Here is a 20,106-nt window from a genome sequence, read left to right as displayed (position 1 = left end):
GTCTGTTTATATTATGTTTGTTTTCTGTACATTTATCAAGCTCTAAACCTATAACTCGTCTGATTAACACCTTGCAGAAGATATAAGAAACTTCGATATGGCTTTCTCAAATCGTCCATGCATAAAAATGCGCAAAAAAGCCGCCTTAATGAAGGCGACTTATTCGAATCCTATTGTTAATCGTTTACTCGTAGCACCCATTACCGATTTATAGCGAATACTCCGATTTGTTCTCCAGTCAGTCCAATCCATAGCGCCCCGTCGCCAACCATGACGCCTTTCCAATTGACGAGGAGTTGATCGCCTTCGACTTTTTGAGCCAATAGCTTCTTCTTCACGTTAGCCGTCATGATCTTATCGTATTTAGAGATAAAATCTCGTTTGGATAGGATTTCAACGGTTTTGCCCTTGCTGTTCACTTTCAGCGGATACGCCATGCTGCCCGCCACTTCGAATTTATTGCCTTTGCGAACGTCATCTTGAAGCTTGGTCAGGAAATGCTCAAGTTCCGCTGCGCTCTTAATCCCGGCAACCTCGTACGGGTTGTTGATGATATTGACCGCAATCACGCCAAGCTTATTGTTCTGCTTGCCAATCCACAGATCTCCTTCGCCCACCATAATGCCTTTCCAGTTCACAAACACCTTGTCCGCAGCTTGCGCCAGCAGCTGTTCACGCACACGGGAAGTGAAGATTTGATCGTAGCTTTTGATAAACTCATCCTTGTTGTGAATGACAGCTTGTTTATTGTCGTGATTCCAATTCATCGGATAAGCCATCAGCTTGGCTACGTCCTCTGGTTTGTTATCCTTAACGGCCTTCTGCAATTGGGCAAAATAACGCGTGAATTCTGCTGGATTGTCTATGCCGGCAACATAATAAGGATTCTTGCTGTCCGATACCGTGACGGAAGTAGCTGCTACCGCATGGCTGCTTTGCGCGGCCCAAGCTTGCCCGGAAAAGGATGCCAGTACGGCTGTGATGCTAATAATGACTGCGGCTTTTTTCATGTTAGTGTTTGTCATAATGGATACCTCCAAGTGGTTTATACTCGGAAGTATACAGAGATGATGTGTCCGACGAGTGTACGGAGGGTGTGCAATAGCGGGTATTTTGGTCACACGCAATTGCATACTGTGCAGATCTTTGAATACGCCCAGGTCATAAGAGTATCCCTTTGCTTCGAGAGAACATCTTCAAATTTATGCATTCGAAATTATAATGGACGGCCTATACCCACTCTATATCCTCATTATTTTTTATGCTCAAAAGCACGTATAACGTCATCAATGGCATGCAGATCTGCAAGCGGAGACATCCCCAAGTTAAACCATTCCTTACCGCCCACCATGTACACCTGATCTTTCTTAACGGCGGTCATGTTTTTCCAAAGGGAGGAATTTATCATGGCTTCATATCGGTTTTTCACTTCGACACCTTCATCGTCCAGTTGCAAAATAATATGGTCTGGATTATATTCCGGTATCTTCTCCAATGAAATCGTAAGACTGAGTTCACTTTGCGGGAACTCTTTGACAGGCTTAAGGCCTAACGTTTTATGAATAAAGCTGCCACGGTCAATGTTTTCTCCATAAATGATAATCTCTTTGGCCCTAATCATCATGTACATCACAGTCTCATCCCCAACTAAGGAATGAAGCTTTTCTTTTGCTTCCTTTTCATTCACCTGTAAATCTGCAATCACTTTCTCAGCCTGCTCTGATTTGCCAAACACGTCAGCTATATCCCTTAGTTCGTCTCTCCAATCGTCACGCTGTGGCAATAACACAGTGGATGTGATCTTTGAAAGCTGGTCATAGTCCTTTTCCGCCCACCAAACAGGAGCAATAATAAGATCTGGCTGCGACGCCAGAATCATCTCAAAATCAGGTGTTTGTGCAATTCCCATCTTTAAAGTATCTTTCAGGGATTCCTCCAAATAAACGGGAAACTCTGCATGATAGTTTTGAACAGCAACTGGTTTAATACCAAGCGCATACAGAAAATCAGGATACACTACAGATAGCGAAACGACTCTTTTTGGGTCTACAGGTATACTAACTTCACCCTTCAAGGTTTGCAGCACACGTTGTTTGGGATCGCCGCCTTCGTCTGCCCCGACTGCATTATTTTTTGGAACATTTGATGCTCCGCACGCTGCGCTTACCATCATTACTAGTACAATCATGACTGCTACAAACAAACTTCGGTGCTGCTTCATTTTCTATAGTCCTCCTGAATGTGAATAATCGATGATAACCCTTAACTAAAAATGATTATCATTCTCTGTTAATAGGAGTATAAATGAATTTGCACCCATAACATATTGACAATACCGACATTATTTTATGTACGATCAAGCCATAGCTTAATGATTTCATCCAATAGAAGATCATGAGTAAACGCTGTATACTCGATCCAAGGATAGGATGGAAGAAAATCCACTTTAAAGGTTTGTACTGCCTTAAGATTGACCCATTCTTTTGCTTGGAGCAGTGTTCTCCAGTTTGATTGAGACTTTCGACCCTCATCTATGATGAATAATAGTCGGTCCGCATCTATACCCACCAAATCATTGAGCGTAATCCGCTTGCCCAAAGGAGTGACGTCTTGTGCGGGCAGTAATTGCAAATCATCGAAAAACACCGTACCCACACTCCGATTCCCCAAAGCATAAAAACGATCAGCCGTAACTCTTACAATGAGCAACCGGTCATCTTTAATTGCAGACTTCACCTGTTCTCGTACAAAAAGAACTTTTCGCTCATACTTTTTAAGCCATGTCTCAGCCGCAACTGTTTTGTCTAGAAATTGCGCAAGTAGGCGTAGATGTGTGCGCCAATCATGCTCCCCCCATGGTACGAAATAGGACGGGGCGATTGCGCTCAGTTTAATTTGTTCCTCGAGCGGCACCATGGAATCAATTCCGATAATAAAATCCGGCTCAGCCAGTCCAATTTCTTCTCTTTTGGTCAAAGAGTCAGAGCTTAAAGGCAATAAAGCATCTACTTGATACTTCCTCTTGTAATAATCTGTCCATGGATGATCTGCTGGAGCAGCATATGGAATGATTTGCAGGGCAATGAGCTGTCCAATGTTAGGGAAATTATAGGCAACGATTTTTCTTCTGCTATTTTTCATAAATTCCGCTGGCGGCACACCCGATATTTGTTTGAATTTGCGCCGAAAATAAAGATCATCCTGATAACCAACATAACGTGCAATATCCCTCAGTCGATGAGGCCCCCCTGACCGCATCAGACGTTGCGCCTGTTCAATTCGATAGACAGCCAAATAATCAATAGCACTGTAACCATACTTTTTCTTAAATAATCTCATAAAGTGACGGGTACTAATCCCCGCCACCTTAGCCAACTGATCGATTGTCAGCTCTTGTTGGTAATGCTGCTCAATATAGCTTTTCACATGCTCAAACGCTGATTCAGAACCTTGGTCTTGAATAGACAGAGCATCATGCATGAGGTTAAATAATAGCTCCTGAAATAAAATTTGACCTCTAAACTGGGTTAAATAATCCTGTTTCTGAAAACATTGACGGATCTGCTGACATAAAGAAAGAGTAGCAACCGGAGATTTCGCGGGAACCTCTCCCTTTACCGGAAACTTGCTTTTTCCTAAGGCTTGAGCTGTGGCTTGGTCGCCGTCTATCACATCGAATCGCATATAATAAAAGCCCCGCTCATCCAATGTATGTACAGCTGCTTCAACAAGCTGACCAGGAACACAGACATACATACTTCCTTGACGGAGCTCGATAAACCTTCCATCAATCGTTAGTTGCCCCTGACCGCTAGCCGCTACGAGAACAAGATGAGACTCGAGAAACTGCAATCTTAAATTCCATCTATTATGTTGATTATTGATGTACTCTATATCCTTAAGCTTGAAGCTCAGTTCATCAAGTATGGCATATTCCTTTTGTTTCTTCTCCAACGTATCATCCACGCAAGTTCACCATCCTTGTTCCAGTAGACATATTGTAGCGTAATCGCTTCGCAAAATAAAAACAAGTCGGAACATCTGATTAAACCATGCTTCAACTTGTTCTATTTCAAGTTATGTTGAACGAGCTCCCTTCCCAATTAAACACAATCCGCTCCAACAGCTTTCTTCTACATGAATAAAAGAGCTGATCTTCGACATACCGAAGTAACTTCTGTATTTCTTTCAGGGATCATCCTAGCTTTTCTCTAGAGACCACTTCTTCATATAACCTCCCTGTTATATTTCGCCTCTTAAGCCCAGAGGCGAGCATATACCCAAAAACAGCCTTTTCCCACTCCTTTTATTGCATAACTCCAGCTCCCATCCTGCAGAAAAAAACTCCGTGCGCACTTGCTTGCCATTTATTGTTTGTTGCTTTCTGTTCATGAGCCTTCATGTTTATGAAATTTTAATTATATTCATATCGTTAGTTTATTTTTTCAAATGCGCTAGTTTATTTCCGGGATGGATAATTAAGAGGACAATAAACTGCTTATAAGCAGAACGAAAGGAAAAACATATGCTTACAAAAAACAAAGAGACTATTTTAGTTGACAATGTAACCAAAAAATACGGCAATAAGACAGTTGTTGAAAATGTATCTTTCGCCGTACGCCCAGGCAGGGTAACTGGCTTTTTGGGACCTAATGGCGCTGGGAAATCCACTACTCTTCGTATTTTACTTGGCCTTGATCGTCCGACTAGCGGAACCGCTCTGATTGAAGGGAAACCGTATAGCGAACATACTCAGCCTTTGCGAACGGTTGGAGCGATGATAGACGGTGCATCCGCTATTCCGGAACGCCGAGGGATTGATCATCTCCGCTGGATTGCTCAATCCAATCGAATTCCAAAACAACGTATAGATGAAGTGCTCGAAACAGTCGGTCTTACCAATGCGGCCAAAATGCGGGTTCGCAAATATTCTTTAGGAATGAAGCAACGTTTAGGACTGGCGGCAGCGCTGCTTGGTGAGCCGCGCATTCTAGTATTGGATGAGCCTGTTAACGGACTAGACCCTGAAGGGATAAGGGCAATCAGAAGTTTTCTGCACCAATATGCACAAAATGGAAATACAGTACTGTTATCCAGTCATCTTATGGATGAGACAGCCAAGATTGTTGATGATATTGTCATTATCAACAAAGGGAAAATAATTGCTTCCGGTACTTTGGATGATGTAACTGTGGGGTATTCTTCGTTAGAAGAAGCGTTCTTTGGATTGACTGGTATAAATGGTGGTGAGAGCTGGTGATTAAGACCATCCATTCTGAATTTACAAAGATAATTACGCTGCCGAGCGTATGGATTGTCACTGGAATCATCCTTGTTCTTGGTTTATTTTATCAAATCCAAGGATTATCCTTGAATTTGGAAGCATTGAAAACTTTAGATTCTAACGGAATGCACTGGTGGTATGGAAAGCCAATTGATGCTGAGCTTGATCTTTTCGATGGTATGGTGGCTGTTATTTTTAATCCAGGCTTATTTTTCACTATACTTGGTGCTGTGATTGCTGGGGCTGAATTCCGAACAGGTCAGCTTGGATTAAGCGTTCTGGCTGTACCTTCCCGAACCCGGTTTGTCATCGGAAAGACGATTGCAACTGCGCTTTATGCGTTCATCATTGGATTGATTTTTGCAGCCATGACCCTCTTTTTCACATACCTTGCTGTGAAGAACTGGCAACCGAATCTCATATGGAGGCCAGAAGCACTGATACAAATGGCAGGCGGAGTATTGTTCATTGTTGCAATAACCTTGTTAACGCTTGGAATCACTCTTATTACCAGACGCACTTTGCCTGGAATACTTGTAATGGGAGGACTTATCATGGTAACTGCCTCTCAAGTAATCGCTTCATTCATACCAGCTTTGGACGCATGGACGCCAATCAGCGCTGCACGGAACTTTCTGTTGCAATCTGATACCGGCATTTCCATCGCGCCATTCAGTTCAAGCCCTGAAATCGGGGCATGTGTACTAGCCGGATGGATCGTGATCATGTTCATTGTTTCTATGGCTACAATTCAGCGGAGGGATGCACGATGAATGCGAGTATACAGCATAAAGAAATCCGCATCCGCGATGTTGTCGCCGCAGAGATAACCAAAATCATCTCACATCCACTGGTTATTGTTGCCCTTGCAATCACGGTGATCATCAACCTTAGCTTTGCAATTATTGATGCAATCGGAGTCTCGTTCCAGACTGCTTCCAATCAAGCGCCGGCGACACTTTCCAACTTTGAGGGGGTCATGTTCTCCCCTATTTACGCTTTCCTCGTGCTGCCTGTCATCGCAGCAAGCAGTGAATACAAAGACGGACAATTTCGTATGACGCTCACAGCAATTCCAAATCGTCAAACACTGATGATAGGAAAGTTTATCGCAATGGTTATTGCTGTACTCTCAGCAACCCTTGTCGTACTCGTTCCTCCGCATTTGATTATTGGTATTGCAGATGGACTTAGTATCGGAGCCCTTATGGTAGACCTCGGTTGGTGGATTATTGTTTACTTGCTGATGTCTTTCATCGCCTTCGGATTGGCCGGTTTCTTGCGCAGCACGATTGCACCATTGGCTATTTTGATCATGATTCCTGTATTCGCTGCCACGGGTGTTCTACGTCTGCGTTTTTTACCGCACCAGGCAGGCATGAGTTTGTTAGGGACACCTACCTATGATGCAACTGAACTTCCGGCGCAAATTGCGTTCATTGCACTTTTGTGTTGGGCATTGTTATGGGTGCTTACTTACTGGATATCTCTTATACGGCGAGATAGCTAGAGAATAATAAGTCGAACATTGAGGAGGTTGCATTCTCTCTCCAATGAACTTGTGATGTTATAATTACCAACGAGGAGGGATTGACATGAAAAGTATTAAAGTTATGGTCGTAGATGACGAGCTTGAAATAGCTGAACTCATTAAGGATTACCTTGAAGCGGAGCAATATGACGTTATTATCAGTACCGATGGAAAGGAATGCGTGAAACTATTTAGGGAGTATCATCCACAACTTATCGTCTTGGATATTATGTTGCCGGGCTTGGATGGCATGGAAGTATGCAGAACCATACGAGCCGAATCTACTATACCTATTATCATGCTAAGTGCAAAGAAAACCGAGATTGACAAAATTTTAGGGTTGGGGTTGGGGGCTGATGATTATGTGGTAAAGCCTTTCAGTCCGGGAGAGGTTGTGGCAAGGGTTAAGGCCCAACTAAGGCGATATCATCAGCTTTCCGCTCCTGCCGATAAAGGAGACATTCGGTTATTTCAAAACTTAGAGATTGACTTGAAAGCCTATACGGTAAAGCTGAACGGAAAGCATGTGGATTTTACGGCAAAAGAATTTGAAGTCTTACGATTCTTGGTTCTATATCCCAATCAGGTGCTAACCCGGCAGCAAATCTATGAAAATGTATGGGGTGTAAATGAATATGGGGACTTAAATACCGTAACCATCCATATTAAAAAAATTCGAGAAAAGATAGGAGATAATACTTCTGCGCCTGAACTTATTAAAACGGTTCGGGGGGTCGGCTATAAGCTTGGGGGTAGCGATAAATGAGAATTGGACTTCGGAAAAAGGTGATACTCGCCTTCCTCTCCGTGTTATTTCTCCCTATATTTGCAGTATTGGCTACTGTGAATGTATCAGGGATTTTTGCTGATGCTCGGATCATTTTGGCTGTCCTAATTCCATTTTTTATTTGCGCTCTTATCTTAGGTTGGATTATTTCCTCCAACATTTTGCGACCGCTCTACGAACTGAATGCTGCAACACAGAAAATCATTGAAGGTGATTTCGATTTTTCTCTTTCTTACGACAATAATGATGAAATGGGAGATTTATGCGCAGGCTTCGATTTAATGAGGGAACAACTGAAAACTTCGTTAGAAAAACAGGCTGCGCTTGAGCATTCCCGCAAAGAATTGATTGCAAGTATTTCTCATGATTTGCGTACACCCATGTCCTCCATTAAAGGTTATGTGGAGGGTTTGCAAGACGGTATTATCCATGACAAGGAGAAGTTTAACCGATACATTACCGTTATAAAAAACAAAACAGAAAGTCTTGATAACCTGATAGAAAGCCTTTTTCAATATTCACAGCTTGACATAAACGACACCAAAGAGGCGCTTTGCGTTCGTGAGTCAAGAGAATTGCTTGAATCCATAATAGCTCCTATTGAAATTGAGTTTGTCGATCAGCCGGTGCAACTGGAAGTTGTCAAACCGTTCCCCTCAGTACGCCTATATGCCAATGAAAATAGCATTTCGCAAGTTTTTGATAATTTAATCAGCAATGCGAAAAGGTATGTACATGAAAATGGATCGATAAGGATTGAGGCAATCATAGATGGTGATTACCTAAAAGTTTCGGTTATAGATAATGGGACAGGCATATCACAAGAGGAGTTGTCCCATGTGTTTGACCAATTTTATCGTACTGAAAAATCTCGTTCAAGAAGTTTCGGAGGAGCGGGGCTTGGACTTGCAATATGCAAAAAAGTAATTGAAAATCACGGCGGAAGAATATGGGCTGAAAGTATACTGGATGTTGAAACAACTTTCTGCTTTACCTTGCCAATTAGTTCGTAAATGTATAATCATTAGGTCATTAATCCCTTTGACTGCTTGACAGTAACTCTCTAATTTTTCTAATTTGAAATAAATCGGCCGATTTATATAAACGATTTGCAACTGCCAATAATCCAAAGATTATGGTAGGTAACTAAATGCGCGTATATAAAGGACCTTCCTATGGCAATAAACTTGGAGGTGTTTTTACGTATAAGACACAAGTGAAAACATGAGTGAGCTGGTACCGTCGTGGGGAGTTGAAACGGTAGCCTGTAGGTAAACAATATACCTACGGCAAAGGGCCAGAATACAGCACAGAACTGGAGCAACTGAGGGTGGAGAATCGTTTCTTGAAACAACAGCTAGACGTGCTAAAAAAGTACAAGGAATTGGAGAGGAGGTATCTCAAAAAATTGTAGTGGAATTGGTGGAGACGCTTCGAGGGGTGGTGAGCGTTACTCAAGTTTGTGCTTGGCTCGGCGTTCCTCGTGCAACGTACTATCGCTGGAGAGCGGCGAAGGAGAAGCCATTGGATCACGTGGTCGAAAAAGTTCGGGAGCTCTGTGCACAGCACAAATTCCGTTATGGATACATCACGGCATTGCTACGTAGGGAGCATACCATCAATCACAAACGGATACAACGAATCATGCAGCAGGAGCAACTGCAATGCCGAGTTAGAATCAAGAAACGGAAGGCAATGGGTCAGCCAACGTATGTAGCCGAGCATCGGTTAAAGCTTTAATTTCAGGCTGATGCTCCGAACCAAAAGCTCGTGACAGATATTACGTACTTGCCTTTTGATGGTAAAATGTTATACCTTTCTAATATTCTCGATTTGTTTAACGGAGAAGTTGTAGCGAGTAGTGTATCGGACAAGCAGGACACGGCTTTTGTACTCGACACGCTCCATCAATTGCCAGTGCTTTCAGGAGCTATGCTTCATAGCGATCAGGGCAGTGTCTACACGTCACAGGCGTACCAGGAAGCTGTCATAGGAAAAGGCATTACCATGAGCATGTCCCGTAAGGGTACGCCTGCTGATAATGCCCCCACCCTCATCGTTTCATTCCACACTGACTCCACGTTTCAATCGGTAATGGTACTCGTATAATATTCAATTATGTCTTTCCGACGGATAATCCCGATAAAAACTTGATTCTCGTCAATCACCGGAACAAAGTTCTGATCGGCAGCCAGCTCCAGCATGTCTTCGAAGTCTGCTTCGATTGCTACGCATTCATTGCGCGTCCGGCATTTGATTTGATTAACTTTCACGTTATCGAGGTTATGGAATCCAAGACCTTCCGTATACTTCATTTTCCACAACAAGTCGCCTTCAGAAAGCGTGAACACGTACTTCCCATCCCCGTCAATCACAGGAATAGCGGTGTATTGTGTCTTTTCTAATATTTCAAGGGCCGTCTGCAGGTGGTCGGTAGAATGTATATAGGCCACTTTGTTTTTGGGAAATAAAAAATCGGATATTTGCATCGAATGCTGCCCCCTTCTGCCGAATCCCAACATCTTGGGTGTCTAATGATAGATGTGTATGTATCTAGTTTAGCATACCCCGGCAATCAATAAAAACCCCATCTGGGAAATAAGCTGTTCAGCACACATATACCCTATAAACGCCGAGCTTGATCGGGCTCAAAGGGATGGAACTCGGAACCCGTTTCAGCCTTTTAGTTATCCACAGCTATTATCTGTGTCTTTCATTTTCTATAGGAATCATATGCCCATAGCAACAAGGCAAGGCCGCTTACCGCTGCCCCAAGCCAGCATACTCCCATCCACCCTGCCCAGGCATACACAGCGGTTGAAGCAATCGAGCCTGACGCACTGCCAATAGAATAAAAGATCATATAAGCAGCAGTTAAGCGGCTTTGCGCCTCGGGACGAGCCTTGTAGATTAAGCTTTGGTTCGTCACATGTACCGCTTGTACCGCCAGATCAAGCAGAATAACCCCAACCACAAGAAAACCAATAGAGCGGTATAGGAGCCCGATTGGCACCCAAGCGATTAACAGAATCGCCAATGAGATGCCGCTGACCCGTCGGGCATACCCCATGTCAGCCAGTCTGCCTGAATAGGAAGCCGCGAGCGCCCCCGCAACACCGGCAAGCCCAAAAGCGCCAATCGCGGTATGAGACAGAGACAATGGCGCGCTACTTAATGGGAAAACCATAGCTGTCCACAATATACTGAAGGCCGCAAATATGAGCATAGCCAATAGAGCACGGATTCGCAGAATCGGCAGATCGCGGTACAGTTGAATTACGGATAAAACAATGCGGACATAGCTAAGCCCGGCACGTTTTGATTCTTGTTTTGGCAGCAGCAGATACAACGCTATACTGCCCAGCAAGGTAAGACTAGCCGAAAACATATAGACGGAGCGCCACCCCAGCCAGTCGTTCAAAGTACCCGCAATCGTTCGCGCCAGCAAGATCCCGATTACAATACCGCTAGTGACTAGCCCAACCGTGCGTCCCCGGTCTGTTGGAGCGCTGAATGCGGCGGCAGCGGCCACCATCGTCTGAGCGACTACAGCCAACAAACCGACGATGGCGATTCCAGTGAACAGAACGGGTACGGATGACGATACGGCTACCGTCAATAAAGCTGCAACAGATAATAACATCTGTATCGCAATGAGCTTGCGCCGATTGAACAGGTCCCCCATGGGAACTAATAGCAATAAGCCTGCCGCATAAAAAATCTGGGTGACCGTTACCACGATGCCAATTGAGGCTGGCGCAATCCGAAAGTCATGCGCGATAGAATCAAGCAGCGGATGCGCATAGTAAACATTAGCGACAGAAAGTCCGCTGCATACGGCCAATAAGAGAATAACAGAACGAGCCAATCCAGCGTGAGTGGATGGGACGCCCTGAACTTGAGGAGAAGCATTCATACGGACTAACACCTTTCTAAAGAGAGAGTTGGTATTTCATTTTGTACCGTTCGGTATGTTATATGTTATGTAGATTACGCCATTATTCAAGGTTATGTCAACAGGAATAAAGTGAACTTTGAAGACGAAACTGAATCGGCATGTTTCCTATCCCCTATTCTATTGGTTTTCTCCGCGATCACCCAATATAACGTTCATACCAAACTTGACAGTTCGGTCGTCTGGATTTACGCTATAATCAATACTGATTGATACAAAAAGGTGATTCTAATGGTGAGACAACGTGAATTTGATACAGAGAAGGCACTCGATGCAGCGATGCGCATTTTCTGGGAAAAGGGATTTGAAGCTTCCTCGCTCCGTGATTTGACTAGCGGGATGGGGATTCAGAGGCCTAGCCTATATGGTGCGTTTGGGGACAAGCAGGAGCTGTTCGAAGCTGCGTTGCGCCGGTACAACGCTTGGCATGCCTCTCAGGTGAGGTCGCGGCTTCAACGCGGCGCTTCCGTTAAGACCGCATTCCGGGAGTTATTTGAACAGATTGGTGTAGAGGAGAATAAGAGGTCCGATATTCATCGGGGTTGCTTTTGCATCAACACGATGGTCGAGCTGGCTCCGCATGATTCCAAATTTGCCGTACTGACGCGCGAGCATCAAATGTATTTGGCCGCTATATTCAAGGAAGTCATTGAATATGGGCAGCAAAAAGGCGAGCTATCCGGTGAGCTTCATGCCGAAGCCCTTGCGCAATCCCTCGTCGTATCCATGATCGGGCTGACTGTTATGGTCAAGTCAAAGCCGGATGATGCATTCATTAGGCAAAGCATAGATATGACCTTATCCTTATTGGATGGAGGAAAGTAAGACTTGGTCATACACAAACCAAAACGACCGTCCTCGATAGCGATATCGAAGAACGGTCGTTTGGCTGCGCGATTATGAATATCTTGGCTTATAGATCCGATCGGTATCAATATCCAAGACGATGTCGGGCTTTAGCTCCGCTGTGCCTTCAATTTCGGTCATGTTGCAAACTTCGCAAAACAGTCTAGCCAGCTCACGAACCGAAGCGGTTTCGCTGCGGAACCGATTGTACAGACCGGACAATTCCGCTAACGAATAGTCACGATCGGTTGTCAGATAAGCTTGGCCATAATACCCGTCAATTTCGATAATCAGAAGAAAGCAGCTCCTATTGTCTGCTCAGAGCTAAGTGAGTTATCTCGCCGCAAACTCTTTCAGCAGCTTTATTTTATCCAGTCTGATCGTTCCGGCAACGGCCTGAAGATTCTCTTCCCCGCTCCAGTAATCATACCGTCGCAGCTCTTCATAATCGAAGATTCTCTCCCAGCTCTCTTGTTTGGTCATTCTCAATAAACCTTGGTCATACCGTTGATCCTCACGCTCCGTAAGCGCAAGAAAATGATCATTCAGCACGATATGCCATGCCATAAAGTTGGAAATCAGTACTTCGTCCTCATCGAGCTGGACCTCAAGCAATACGCCTCTTTCACCCTTAGGCAATTTGCCGCTGTATCGCAGATCGGGGCGCTTCGTCCATAACCATACCGGAAATCCGCCTTCATAGCGCGGCATCCGCTTTATCATTTGACCGATCATCCATCCGTAACTTCGCATGAAATCCTGCCATACATATTCAGGGTTCCCCTCTAAGAATCCATTTGCTTGTGCTTGATCCCAAGCTTCCACGGTTTGAATGGTCCAATACTTCATGGTGAATTCTGCCTCTCGGTCATTCGAAATTTCCTGTTACAACACCGCCGAAGCCCCGCCATCAATATTAACAGCTGTACCCGTCACATAAGAAGCCGCCCCCGAGACAAGGAACGTGATGACTTTAGCGGCTTCCTTCGTCTGCCCAATCCGCCCCAGCGGAATGTTATGGCGAGGATCAGCTGCGAATTCGTCCCACGTAAGCTCCGGTGCCGATGCCTTCCAATGCTTCTCGATCTGGTCGCTGCGGATCAGTCCGATACATACCGCGTTGACCCGGATATTGTCCGCTGCCAGATCCTTGCTCATCGCCTTAGTCAGCGCGAGTCCCGCTGCACGGCTGACGGAGGTCGGAAGCGATGATGCGGATGGCGCTTTTCCTTTGATCGCCGTCACGTTCAGAATCGCCCCGCCTCCCTGGCGGCGCATATGTGGTATAGCGGCTTTAGAGCTATGTACCGGACCAAGCAGCTTCAGATCCAGATCCGTGTCCCAGCTCTCCGAGTCCACCTCTTCGAATGGCTTCGCTGCGGATGTGCCTGCGTTATTGACCAGAATGTCGATAGCGCCAAAATGTTCTGCCGTGCGCTCTACAGCTGCCCGCGCTTCCGCTTCCACAGAGATATCCGCCGAGATAATCAGCGCCTCGGCCCCTGTCGCTTCTTTAATCCGCTCAGCCGCTGCTTGCAGCGTTTCCAGATTACGTGCCACAATAGCAACCTTCGCGCCTTCCGCAGCCAGCGTCAGCGCCGTCTCCAGCCCGATGCCCTTGCTGCCGCCCGTTACCATCGCCACTTTATCCCTTAATCCGAGATCCATGAACACAACTCCTTATCCATCGCAAAGTATATATGCCACCCTAATCATATCACAAAAAAAAGCTGACCCCTTAAGGTCAGCGGAACATGCCCCATAGCTTCAGCAAATGGAACGTATTATTGGGATCGATCTTTTGCGCAAGCACAAAATTAATGACCTGATCCTCTTGTGTATCCGATAATTTCTCTTGCAATATGACAGCGGCTGATTTCACCAGCTTGCGTACTTTGACGCGGTCCTGCAAATCGTATTTGGTCACATGCCCAAGCAATTGCCTGATCCGGTCCTTCACGACAGGATTTTTCATCTTCAGCTTCACGCGCTCGACTAACTGCGGCTTAATGCCGTAATTCTGGTAGCTCACCGGCTGACGCACCTCCGCTTCCGCATTCCTTCTCCATAGTTCCACATGAACTAACTATATGCCGAAGGGGCGCAATAATTGCCTAGTCCAGCTGCTCGCCCTGAAATAATTGATCCTGCCGGAGAATGCTCCATAGGCGCGAGAAAGATTCATTGCTCCAGAAGTCTTCCCGTTCCGTCAGCCTTCCCGCATCTTCGCGCGCAATCTCCAGCACCTCGTAATCGGCCACCATATCCGCAACGCGGAATTCCGGCAGGCCGCTCTGCTTCGTGCCGAAGAAGTCGCCGGGACCGCGCAACTCCAGGTCACGCCTTGCAACCTCGAAGCCATCGGTCGTATCCGTCATGACCTTCATCCGCTCGCGCCCGTTCTCCGACTTCGGATCGGCGACGAGCACGCAATACGACTGGTGCTCGCCCCGGCCAACCCGTCCGCGCAGCTGATGAAGCTGCGACAAGCCGAAGCGCTCAGCATCCATAATGACCATCAGCGTAGCGTTCGCCACATCGACGCCTACCTCTACGACTGTCGTCGCGACAAGCACCTGCGACTCATTCGCGCCGAATTCGGACATGACCGCATCCTTCTCCGCTGCTGTCAGACGGCCATGCAGCAGGCCAATCCTCAGGTCGGGGAAGGCTTGCTGAAGCTGGACATACTGATCAATCGCATTTTGCACATCCAGCTTCTCCGATTCCTCGATAAGCGGACAGATGACATACACCTGCCGCCCGGAATCGACCTCTTTGCGAATGAATCCCAGCACACGCTCCATGGAGCCATGCTTGACCCAATACGTCTTGATCGGCTTCCGTCCGCGCGGCATCTCCTTCAGCGTCGAGACGTCCATATCGCCATAAGCCGTAATGGCCAGCGTCCGCGGAATTGGCGTCGCCGTCATCGTCAACACATCGGGATTCATCCCCTTCTGCCTCAGAATACTGCGCTGATTGACGCCAAAACGGTGCTGCTCGTCCGTCACGACAAGACCAAGGCTCCGGAAAAACACACCTTCCTGAATGAGCGCATGCGTGCCCACTACGACATCGATGAGCCCCATTTGCAAGCTCGCCAGCAGGTCTCTGCGCTTCCGCTCCGTCAAGCTGCCCGTCAGCAAGCCAACCTGCAAGCCGAGGCCGTCATACAGACGCTGGAGCGACTTCGAATGCTGCTCTGCCAGGATCTCCGTCGGCACCATAAGCGCGCCTTGATGCCCTGCCTTTACCGCGCCGTACAGCGCAATCGCCGCCACGACCGTTTTGCCCGAGCCGACATCCCCTTGCAGCAGGCGGTTCATGCTGTAACCCCGGCGCATATCCGTCAGGATTTCGTTGACGACCTTCTTCTGCGCGTCCGTCAGCTCGAATGGCAGTGTCGCGGCGAAGGAGCGTATGGTCTCACTCTCAATACGGAAAGCGATGCCGTCATTTCGGACTCGATTCAGCGAGCGATAGGCCTGTAATTTCAGCTGAAAGAGAAAAAGCTCCTCATAGACCATCCGTCTGCGTGCTTCCTGACCCTTGCGGAAGTCGCCGGGCATATGCAGCAGCTTGAACGCTTCCGCGCGAGTCATCAGTCCGTGCTTCTCTACAAGCTCATACGGGAGCACTTCTTCCACCATCGGCCCATACTGCTCCAGTGCCGCTGCAATCATCTTCTGAATCCATGACTGTGTAATGTTGCCCCCGATGGAATAGACGGGCTGGAGCGAGCCCGACTTCGAGTTTTTGGCGCTGTCGGGGAATTCAGAATCCGATACGGTCATCTGCAGCCGGTGCTGCTCCCACTTGCCGGTCAGCATAATTTCACGGCCTGGCGTCAGCTGCTCCTTCAAGAAGTGGCGATTGAACCATACTGCGGTCACAAGCATACCGCCCACCTCAATCTTGCAAGTGAGGCGAGACTTGCTTCTGCCATAGCGCTGCAACATGCCGTTGCCGCGAATAATGCCCAGCACGGTTGCTTTCTCCCCGTTTTTCACTTCTGATAATTCACGAACACGGTAATCCTCATATCGAAATGGGAAGTACCCCAGCAGATCGGCTATTGTGCGAACGCCAAAGGCGTGAAGCTCCCCTTCTTTCAGAGCGCTCACGCCTTTGAGTTGTCGAACTGAAATTTGATCCAGCTTCATCATGCCTCATTCACACCCTGTAGACGAATACGGCAGATGTGCCCGGACCCGTATGTACGCCAATGACCGAGCCGACTGTCGTATAGCCAACCTGCTTCACATTGATCGCTTCTTTCACCCGATTACCTAGCTCGTCCGCTATTTCCTTATTATCCGTCTTCGCCAGAATGAGACCGACCGGCTCATCGCCGAACTTCTCCTTCAGCATCTCTGCAATACGCGCCATCGCTTTCTTGCTGCCGCGCACCTTATCCACAGAGTAGACGCCGCCGTTCTCGTCGAGCGAGAGTATCGGCTTAATATTCAAGATCGAGCCGATCAGCGCCGAAGCTCTGCCGATACGGCCTCCCTTATGCAGGAATTCAAGACTGTCTACGAGGAAATAAATTTGCAGATCCTTCTGGATGCGCTCAATTTCCTCCAAAATCCGTTCCTTGCTTTCTCCGGCTTGCGCCATCTCGGCCGCTTTCACCACCTGAAGACCGATACCGTACGACGCGGATTTGGAATCGACGACCGTCACATCAGCCTCACGTTCCAGCATGGATTCCGCAATAAACGCGGATTGATAAGTGCCGCTTAGGATCGAAGCCAGATGAATCGAGATGATCGGCGAATCCGGGTCCTCGTCGAGCAAACGCTCGTACAGCTCCGAGAATTCGGCCGGTGAAGGCTGAGAAGTCGTCGGCAGAATCGGCGACGCCTTCAGCTTCTCGTAGAACTCGTCAGCCTGGATGGTAATGGAGTCCGTATACGTCTCTTCCCCGAACAGCACCTTCAGCGGAACCATGGAAATACCGAGACGCTCGCGAACCTCTGCCGGTATATCCGATGTGCTGTCTGCCACAATGCGTACTTTACCCATCTAATCCCCTCCCAAACATCGATGATAGGTCACCTATTCTACAGCGAACAAATAAGGATAAAGCGGCTGTCCGCCATGCTGAACCTCAATTTCAAGCTCCGGGTATTGCTCCTCTGCCCACTCGCATATAGCGGAAGTCAGCTCGTCTGTCGACTCGTCTCCAGTCAACACCGTCAGCAGATCCCCTCCGTCTGCCAGCATGCTGCCCAGCAAGCCTTGGCAAGAAGCCAGCAGGTCCATATGGGATACGACAATCGCCTTCTCCTTGATGCCGATATAATCGCCTTCGCGAATCGTTACGCCATCGATGGAGGTATCACGGACCGCCTTCGTCACTTGTCCTGAGATGACGCCTTCCGCCGCACTCTTCATCCATGTGCCGTTGCGCTCCGGCGTCTCGTCTTCCTTGAACGCCAATACCGCTGCAAGGCCTTGCGGAATCGTACGTGTAGGAATAACGGTAATATTGCGGTCGCTTAGCTCTGCCGCTTGCTCGGCTGCCAGAATGATGTTGCCATTATTCGGAAGCAAGAAGATATGCTCAGCCGACAGCGCATCAATCGCCATCAGGAAGTCTTCCGTGCTTGGATTCATCGTCTGTCCGCCCGACAGCACCGTATCGACATCGCTGCCCAGGAACAGATCGGCAATGCCGTCGCCCATCGCTACTGCGATGATGCCATAAGGCGCTTGCTCGAATACCTGGCCCGGCGAAACTCCCGTAAGCGCTTGTCCCGCCAGCAGCTCTGCGGAGGACAGGTCGGCACCGCTGACTGAAGCGCCGGTATCGTGCGCCACAATATCGCGATGCTGCTCGCGCATGTTCAGGATGTGGATATCCGTCAGCTCGCCGTACGGCAGCGAAGCGTTAAGCACATCGCCCGGTTTGCGGGAATGGACATGCACCTTAATAATGTCGTCATCGGTAATAACGAGAATGGAGTCGCCGTCTCTCTCCAATAACTTTTTGTAAGCGGATTCATCAAAAAACATCGCAGTGGAACCAGTACGTGTACGATTAATAAAAAATTCCATGTCATATAAAAACTCGATATCTTCCGTAGACAACAGGGCTTGCGCGGAGCTAGGCACGCCCCTGCGCTCCACTTTCGCTGCGGACGGTACAGCCACCTCTTCCGGCAAGGCTGCCTCGGACGGCAATTGGAACAGCTCCTGGTAGCCGCCGGATTCGCTCTCGGTCAGACTACGTACGAAGCCTTCATAGATGTATACGAGCCCTTGTCCTCCGGAATCGACAACGCCAACCTGCTTCAGCACCGGCAGTTGATCCGGCGTGCGTTGCAGCGCTTCATGCGCCTTCCGATGGACTTCAACCATCAGATCGGTCACATCTGTTGCCCGTCTAGCATATTGAACGGCATGCTTGGCCGCTTCTCTTGCAACGGTCAGAATCGTCCCTTCAACAGGCTTGACTACAGCCTTGTACGCCATATCGACGCCATGCTGGAACGCTGCAGCAACCTCCACTGCCGACGCTTCGCTATGCGTCGAAAGCGATTTCGAAAAACCGCGGAACAACTGCGACAAAATAACGCCTGAGTTGCCTCGCGCGCCCATAAGGAGTCCCTTGGACAATGCTTCCGCCGCTTTGCCCACATGCTCGGAAGGCTTGCTGCGAAGCTCTCTGATGCCGGAGCTCATCGTCAAATTCATGTTCGTGCCAGTATCGCCGTCCGGCACAGGGAACACGTTAAGTGCATTTACGCGTTCCGCGTTGTGCTGCAACAGCTCTGCCCCCAGCAACGCCATAGCGGCAAAATCCGATCCGTTAATCGAGCGCTTACCCAATGAAAATTCCCCTTCCTGCTACCTGGATACCCTTACGTCTTGTACAAATATATGGACTTCATCCACCTGCAAGCCAATCACGCTATTGAGCACATAAGTAACTTTGGATTGAATGTTATGCGCCACTTCAGAAATCTTCGTTCCGTAGCTTACAATGATGTGAAGGTCAATATGCAGCTTGTCATGCTCGCGCCGAACCTCTACGCCGCGGGACATGTTCTCCCTGCCTAGCAGCTCTGCAATGCCGTCTTTCAAGCCTTTGCGAGAAGCCATGCCGACAAGTCCATAACAATCCATGGCTGCGGAGCCAGCCAGGACGGCGATGCAATGGTCTGTTACATGAATAGCGCCTAATTCCGTATTCAGTTGTAATGTCATGGCAATACACTCCCTTACAGTATATTATGGACTATGTACCATTGTACTATAAACATGTCCGTTATTGAAGTCTGTACATGAAAAATGACGAACAATCCTTAGAATTGGGTTGAATAGGCGCTATGTTTATGATACGATATTCGAGTGTGTTTAATGATACATGTGTATGTGAAACGAACGTTGGAATCCAATTTCTAAAACTAACGCTAATGCAGCGAAGTTTGCTTCACAAATTTTGAAGGAGGTGTAGTCATGTCCCGCAAATGTTATCTGACTGGCAAATCGCCGCGTCAAGGCAATAACGTATCCCACGCTAACAACAAAACTCGTCGTTCTTGGGGCGTTAACGTGCAAAAGGTTCGCATCCTCGTTGATGGCAAGCCTAAGCGCGTATACGTGAGCGCTCGCGCTCTGAAATCCGGTAAAGTAACTCGCGTATAAGAATGGCTCGCGCCATAGACAAAAGCACCTGAATCTCAGGTGCT

19 protein-coding genes and 1 pseudogene are annotated in these 20,106 nt (G+C 47.6%); 8 read left to right on the top strand and 12 right to left on the bottom strand.

What is annotated here, in order from left to right:
- Positions 1 to 200: 200 nt before the first annotated feature.
- From AC0YNW_RS03505 to AC0YNW_RS03495, 3 genes are all read right to left on the bottom strand, one after another.
- Positions 201 to 1,025 (bottom strand): hypothetical protein, encoded by an 825-nt coding sequence (locus tag AC0YNW_RS03505; protein WP_475830756.1) that lies wholly within the window; start codon positions 1,023 to 1,025, stop codon positions 201 to 203.
- A gap of 227 nt (positions 1,026 to 1,252) precedes the next feature.
- On the bottom strand, positions 1,253 to 2,221 hold the full coding sequence (locus AC0YNW_RS03500; RefSeq protein ID WP_475830755.1) for an ABC transporter substrate-binding protein: 969 nt from the start codon (positions 2,219 to 2,221) through the stop codon (positions 1,253 to 1,255).
- 125 nt (positions 2,222 to 2,346) lie between these two features.
- Positions 2,347 to 3,966 (bottom strand): helix-turn-helix domain-containing protein, encoded by a 1,620-nt coding sequence (locus AC0YNW_RS03495; protein ID WP_475830754.1) that lies wholly within the window; start codon positions 3,964 to 3,966, stop codon positions 2,347 to 2,349.
- A gap of 559 nt (positions 3,967 to 4,525) precedes the next feature.
- Here AC0YNW_RS03495 and AC0YNW_RS03490 point away from each other — a divergent pair.
- The 6 genes and pseudogenes from AC0YNW_RS03490 to AC0YNW_RS03465 all read left to right on the top strand — a co-directional run.
- Positions 4,526 to 5,260, top strand: coding sequence for an ABC transporter ATP-binding protein (locus AC0YNW_RS03490; RefSeq protein ID WP_475830753.1), 735 nt, complete (start codon positions 4,526 to 4,528; stop codon positions 5,258 to 5,260).
- A complete protein-coding gene (locus AC0YNW_RS03485) occupies positions 5,257 to 6,057 on the top strand; it encodes a hypothetical protein (RefSeq protein WP_475830752.1) in 801 nt (266 codons plus the stop codon). The genes AC0YNW_RS03490 and AC0YNW_RS03485 overlap by 4 nt, the downstream gene beginning before the upstream one ends.
- On the top strand, positions 6,054 to 6,794 hold the full coding sequence (locus tag AC0YNW_RS03480) for a hypothetical protein (RefSeq protein ID WP_475830751.1): 741 nt from the start codon (positions 6,054 to 6,056) through the stop codon (positions 6,792 to 6,794). The genes AC0YNW_RS03485 and AC0YNW_RS03480 overlap by 4 nt, the downstream gene beginning before the upstream one ends.
- Before the next feature lie 85 nt (positions 6,795 to 6,879).
- Complete coding sequence (locus tag AC0YNW_RS03475; RefSeq protein ID WP_475830750.1) at positions 6,880 to 7,581, top strand: response regulator transcription factor; 702 nt, start codon at positions 6,880 to 6,882, stop codon at positions 7,579 to 7,581.
- A complete protein-coding gene (locus AC0YNW_RS03470) occupies positions 7,578 to 8,615 on the top strand; it encodes a sensor histidine kinase (RefSeq protein ID WP_475830749.1) in 1,038 nt (345 codons plus the stop codon). The genes AC0YNW_RS03475 and AC0YNW_RS03470 overlap by 4 nt, the downstream gene beginning before the upstream one ends.
- A gap of 251 nt (positions 8,616 to 8,866) precedes the next feature.
- Positions 8,867 to 9,675: pseudogene (locus AC0YNW_RS03465) on the top strand (IS3 family transposase); the annotation flags it as partial.
- 11 nt (positions 9,676 to 9,686) lie between these two features.
- Here AC0YNW_RS03465 and AC0YNW_RS03460 read toward each other — a convergent pair.
- Positions 9,687 to 10,091, bottom strand: a complete 405-nt coding sequence (locus AC0YNW_RS03460) for a CBS domain-containing protein (protein ID WP_387474527.1) — start codon at positions 10,089 to 10,091, stop codon at positions 9,687 to 9,689.
- Positions 10,092 to 10,315: 224 nt separating this feature from the next.
- Entirely contained in the window at positions 10,316 to 11,518 is a 1,203-nt protein-coding gene (locus AC0YNW_RS03455) for an MFS transporter (RefSeq protein ID WP_475830748.1), read from the bottom strand.
- A gap of 270 nt (positions 11,519 to 11,788) precedes the next feature.
- Here AC0YNW_RS03455 and AC0YNW_RS03450 point away from each other — a divergent pair, with 270 nt between their 5' ends.
- On the top strand, positions 11,789 to 12,382 hold the full coding sequence (locus AC0YNW_RS03450) for a TetR/AcrR family transcriptional regulator (protein ID WP_475830747.1): 594 nt from the start codon (positions 11,789 to 11,791) through the stop codon (positions 12,380 to 12,382).
- A gap of 354 nt (positions 12,383 to 12,736) precedes the next feature.
- On the opposite strand, the gene AC0YNW_RS03445 is transcribed toward AC0YNW_RS03450, so the two are convergent.
- The 7 genes from AC0YNW_RS03445 to AC0YNW_RS03415 all read right to left on the bottom strand — a co-directional run bounded on the left by AC0YNW_RS03445 (position 12,737) and on the right by AC0YNW_RS03415 (position 19,621).
- Positions 12,737 to 13,252 carry a DUF3841 domain-containing protein gene (locus tag AC0YNW_RS03445; RefSeq protein ID WP_475830746.1) on the bottom strand — a complete coding sequence of 172 codons (516 nt, stop codon included), beginning with the start codon at positions 13,250 to 13,252 and terminating at the stop codon, positions 12,737 to 12,739.
- Between the two features lie 36 nt (positions 13,253 to 13,288).
- Complete coding sequence (locus AC0YNW_RS03440; RefSeq protein WP_475830745.1) at positions 13,289 to 14,071, bottom strand: SDR family NAD(P)-dependent oxidoreductase; 783 nt, start codon at positions 14,069 to 14,071, stop codon at positions 13,289 to 13,291.
- Positions 14,072 to 14,147: 76 nt separating this feature from the next.
- Positions 14,148 to 14,435, bottom strand: coding sequence for a stage VI sporulation protein F (locus AC0YNW_RS03435; RefSeq protein WP_387474519.1), 288 nt, complete (start codon positions 14,433 to 14,435; stop codon positions 14,148 to 14,150).
- A gap of 82 nt (positions 14,436 to 14,517) precedes the next feature.
- Positions 14,518 to 16,569 carry an ATP-dependent DNA helicase RecG gene (gene recG, locus AC0YNW_RS03430; protein ID WP_475831261.1) on the bottom strand — a complete coding sequence of 684 codons (2,052 nt, stop codon included), beginning with the start codon at positions 16,567 to 16,569 and terminating at the stop codon, positions 14,518 to 14,520.
- A gap of 10 nt (positions 16,570 to 16,579) precedes the next feature.
- Entirely contained in the window at positions 16,580 to 17,434 is an 855-nt protein-coding gene (locus tag AC0YNW_RS03425) for a DegV family protein (RefSeq protein ID WP_387474517.1), read from the bottom strand.
- Between the two features lie 33 nt (positions 17,435 to 17,467).
- Positions 17,468 to 19,204 (bottom strand): DAK2 domain-containing protein, encoded by a 1,737-nt coding sequence (locus tag AC0YNW_RS03420; protein WP_475831260.1) that lies wholly within the window; start codon positions 19,202 to 19,204, stop codon positions 17,468 to 17,470.
- A 57-nt stretch (positions 19,205 to 19,261) separates the two neighbouring features.
- Entirely contained in the window at positions 19,262 to 19,621 is a 360-nt protein-coding gene (locus AC0YNW_RS03415) for an Asp23/Gls24 family envelope stress response protein (RefSeq protein ID WP_116043323.1), read from the bottom strand.
- Positions 19,622 to 19,873: 252 nt separating this feature from the next.
- On the opposite strand from AC0YNW_RS03415, the gene rpmB reads away from it, so the two are divergent.
- Complete coding sequence (rpmB, locus tag AC0YNW_RS03410) at positions 19,874 to 20,062, top strand: 50S ribosomal protein L28 (RefSeq protein ID WP_068683988.1); 189 nt, start codon at positions 19,874 to 19,876, stop codon at positions 20,060 to 20,062.
- Positions 20,063 to 20,106: the final 44 nt, after the last annotated feature.

It is taken from the genome of Paenibacillus sp. J31R120, assembly GCF_056269225.1.
Note: the sequence above shows the minus strand (reverse complement) of the source record. Positions and strands in the feature narration are given on the sequence as shown.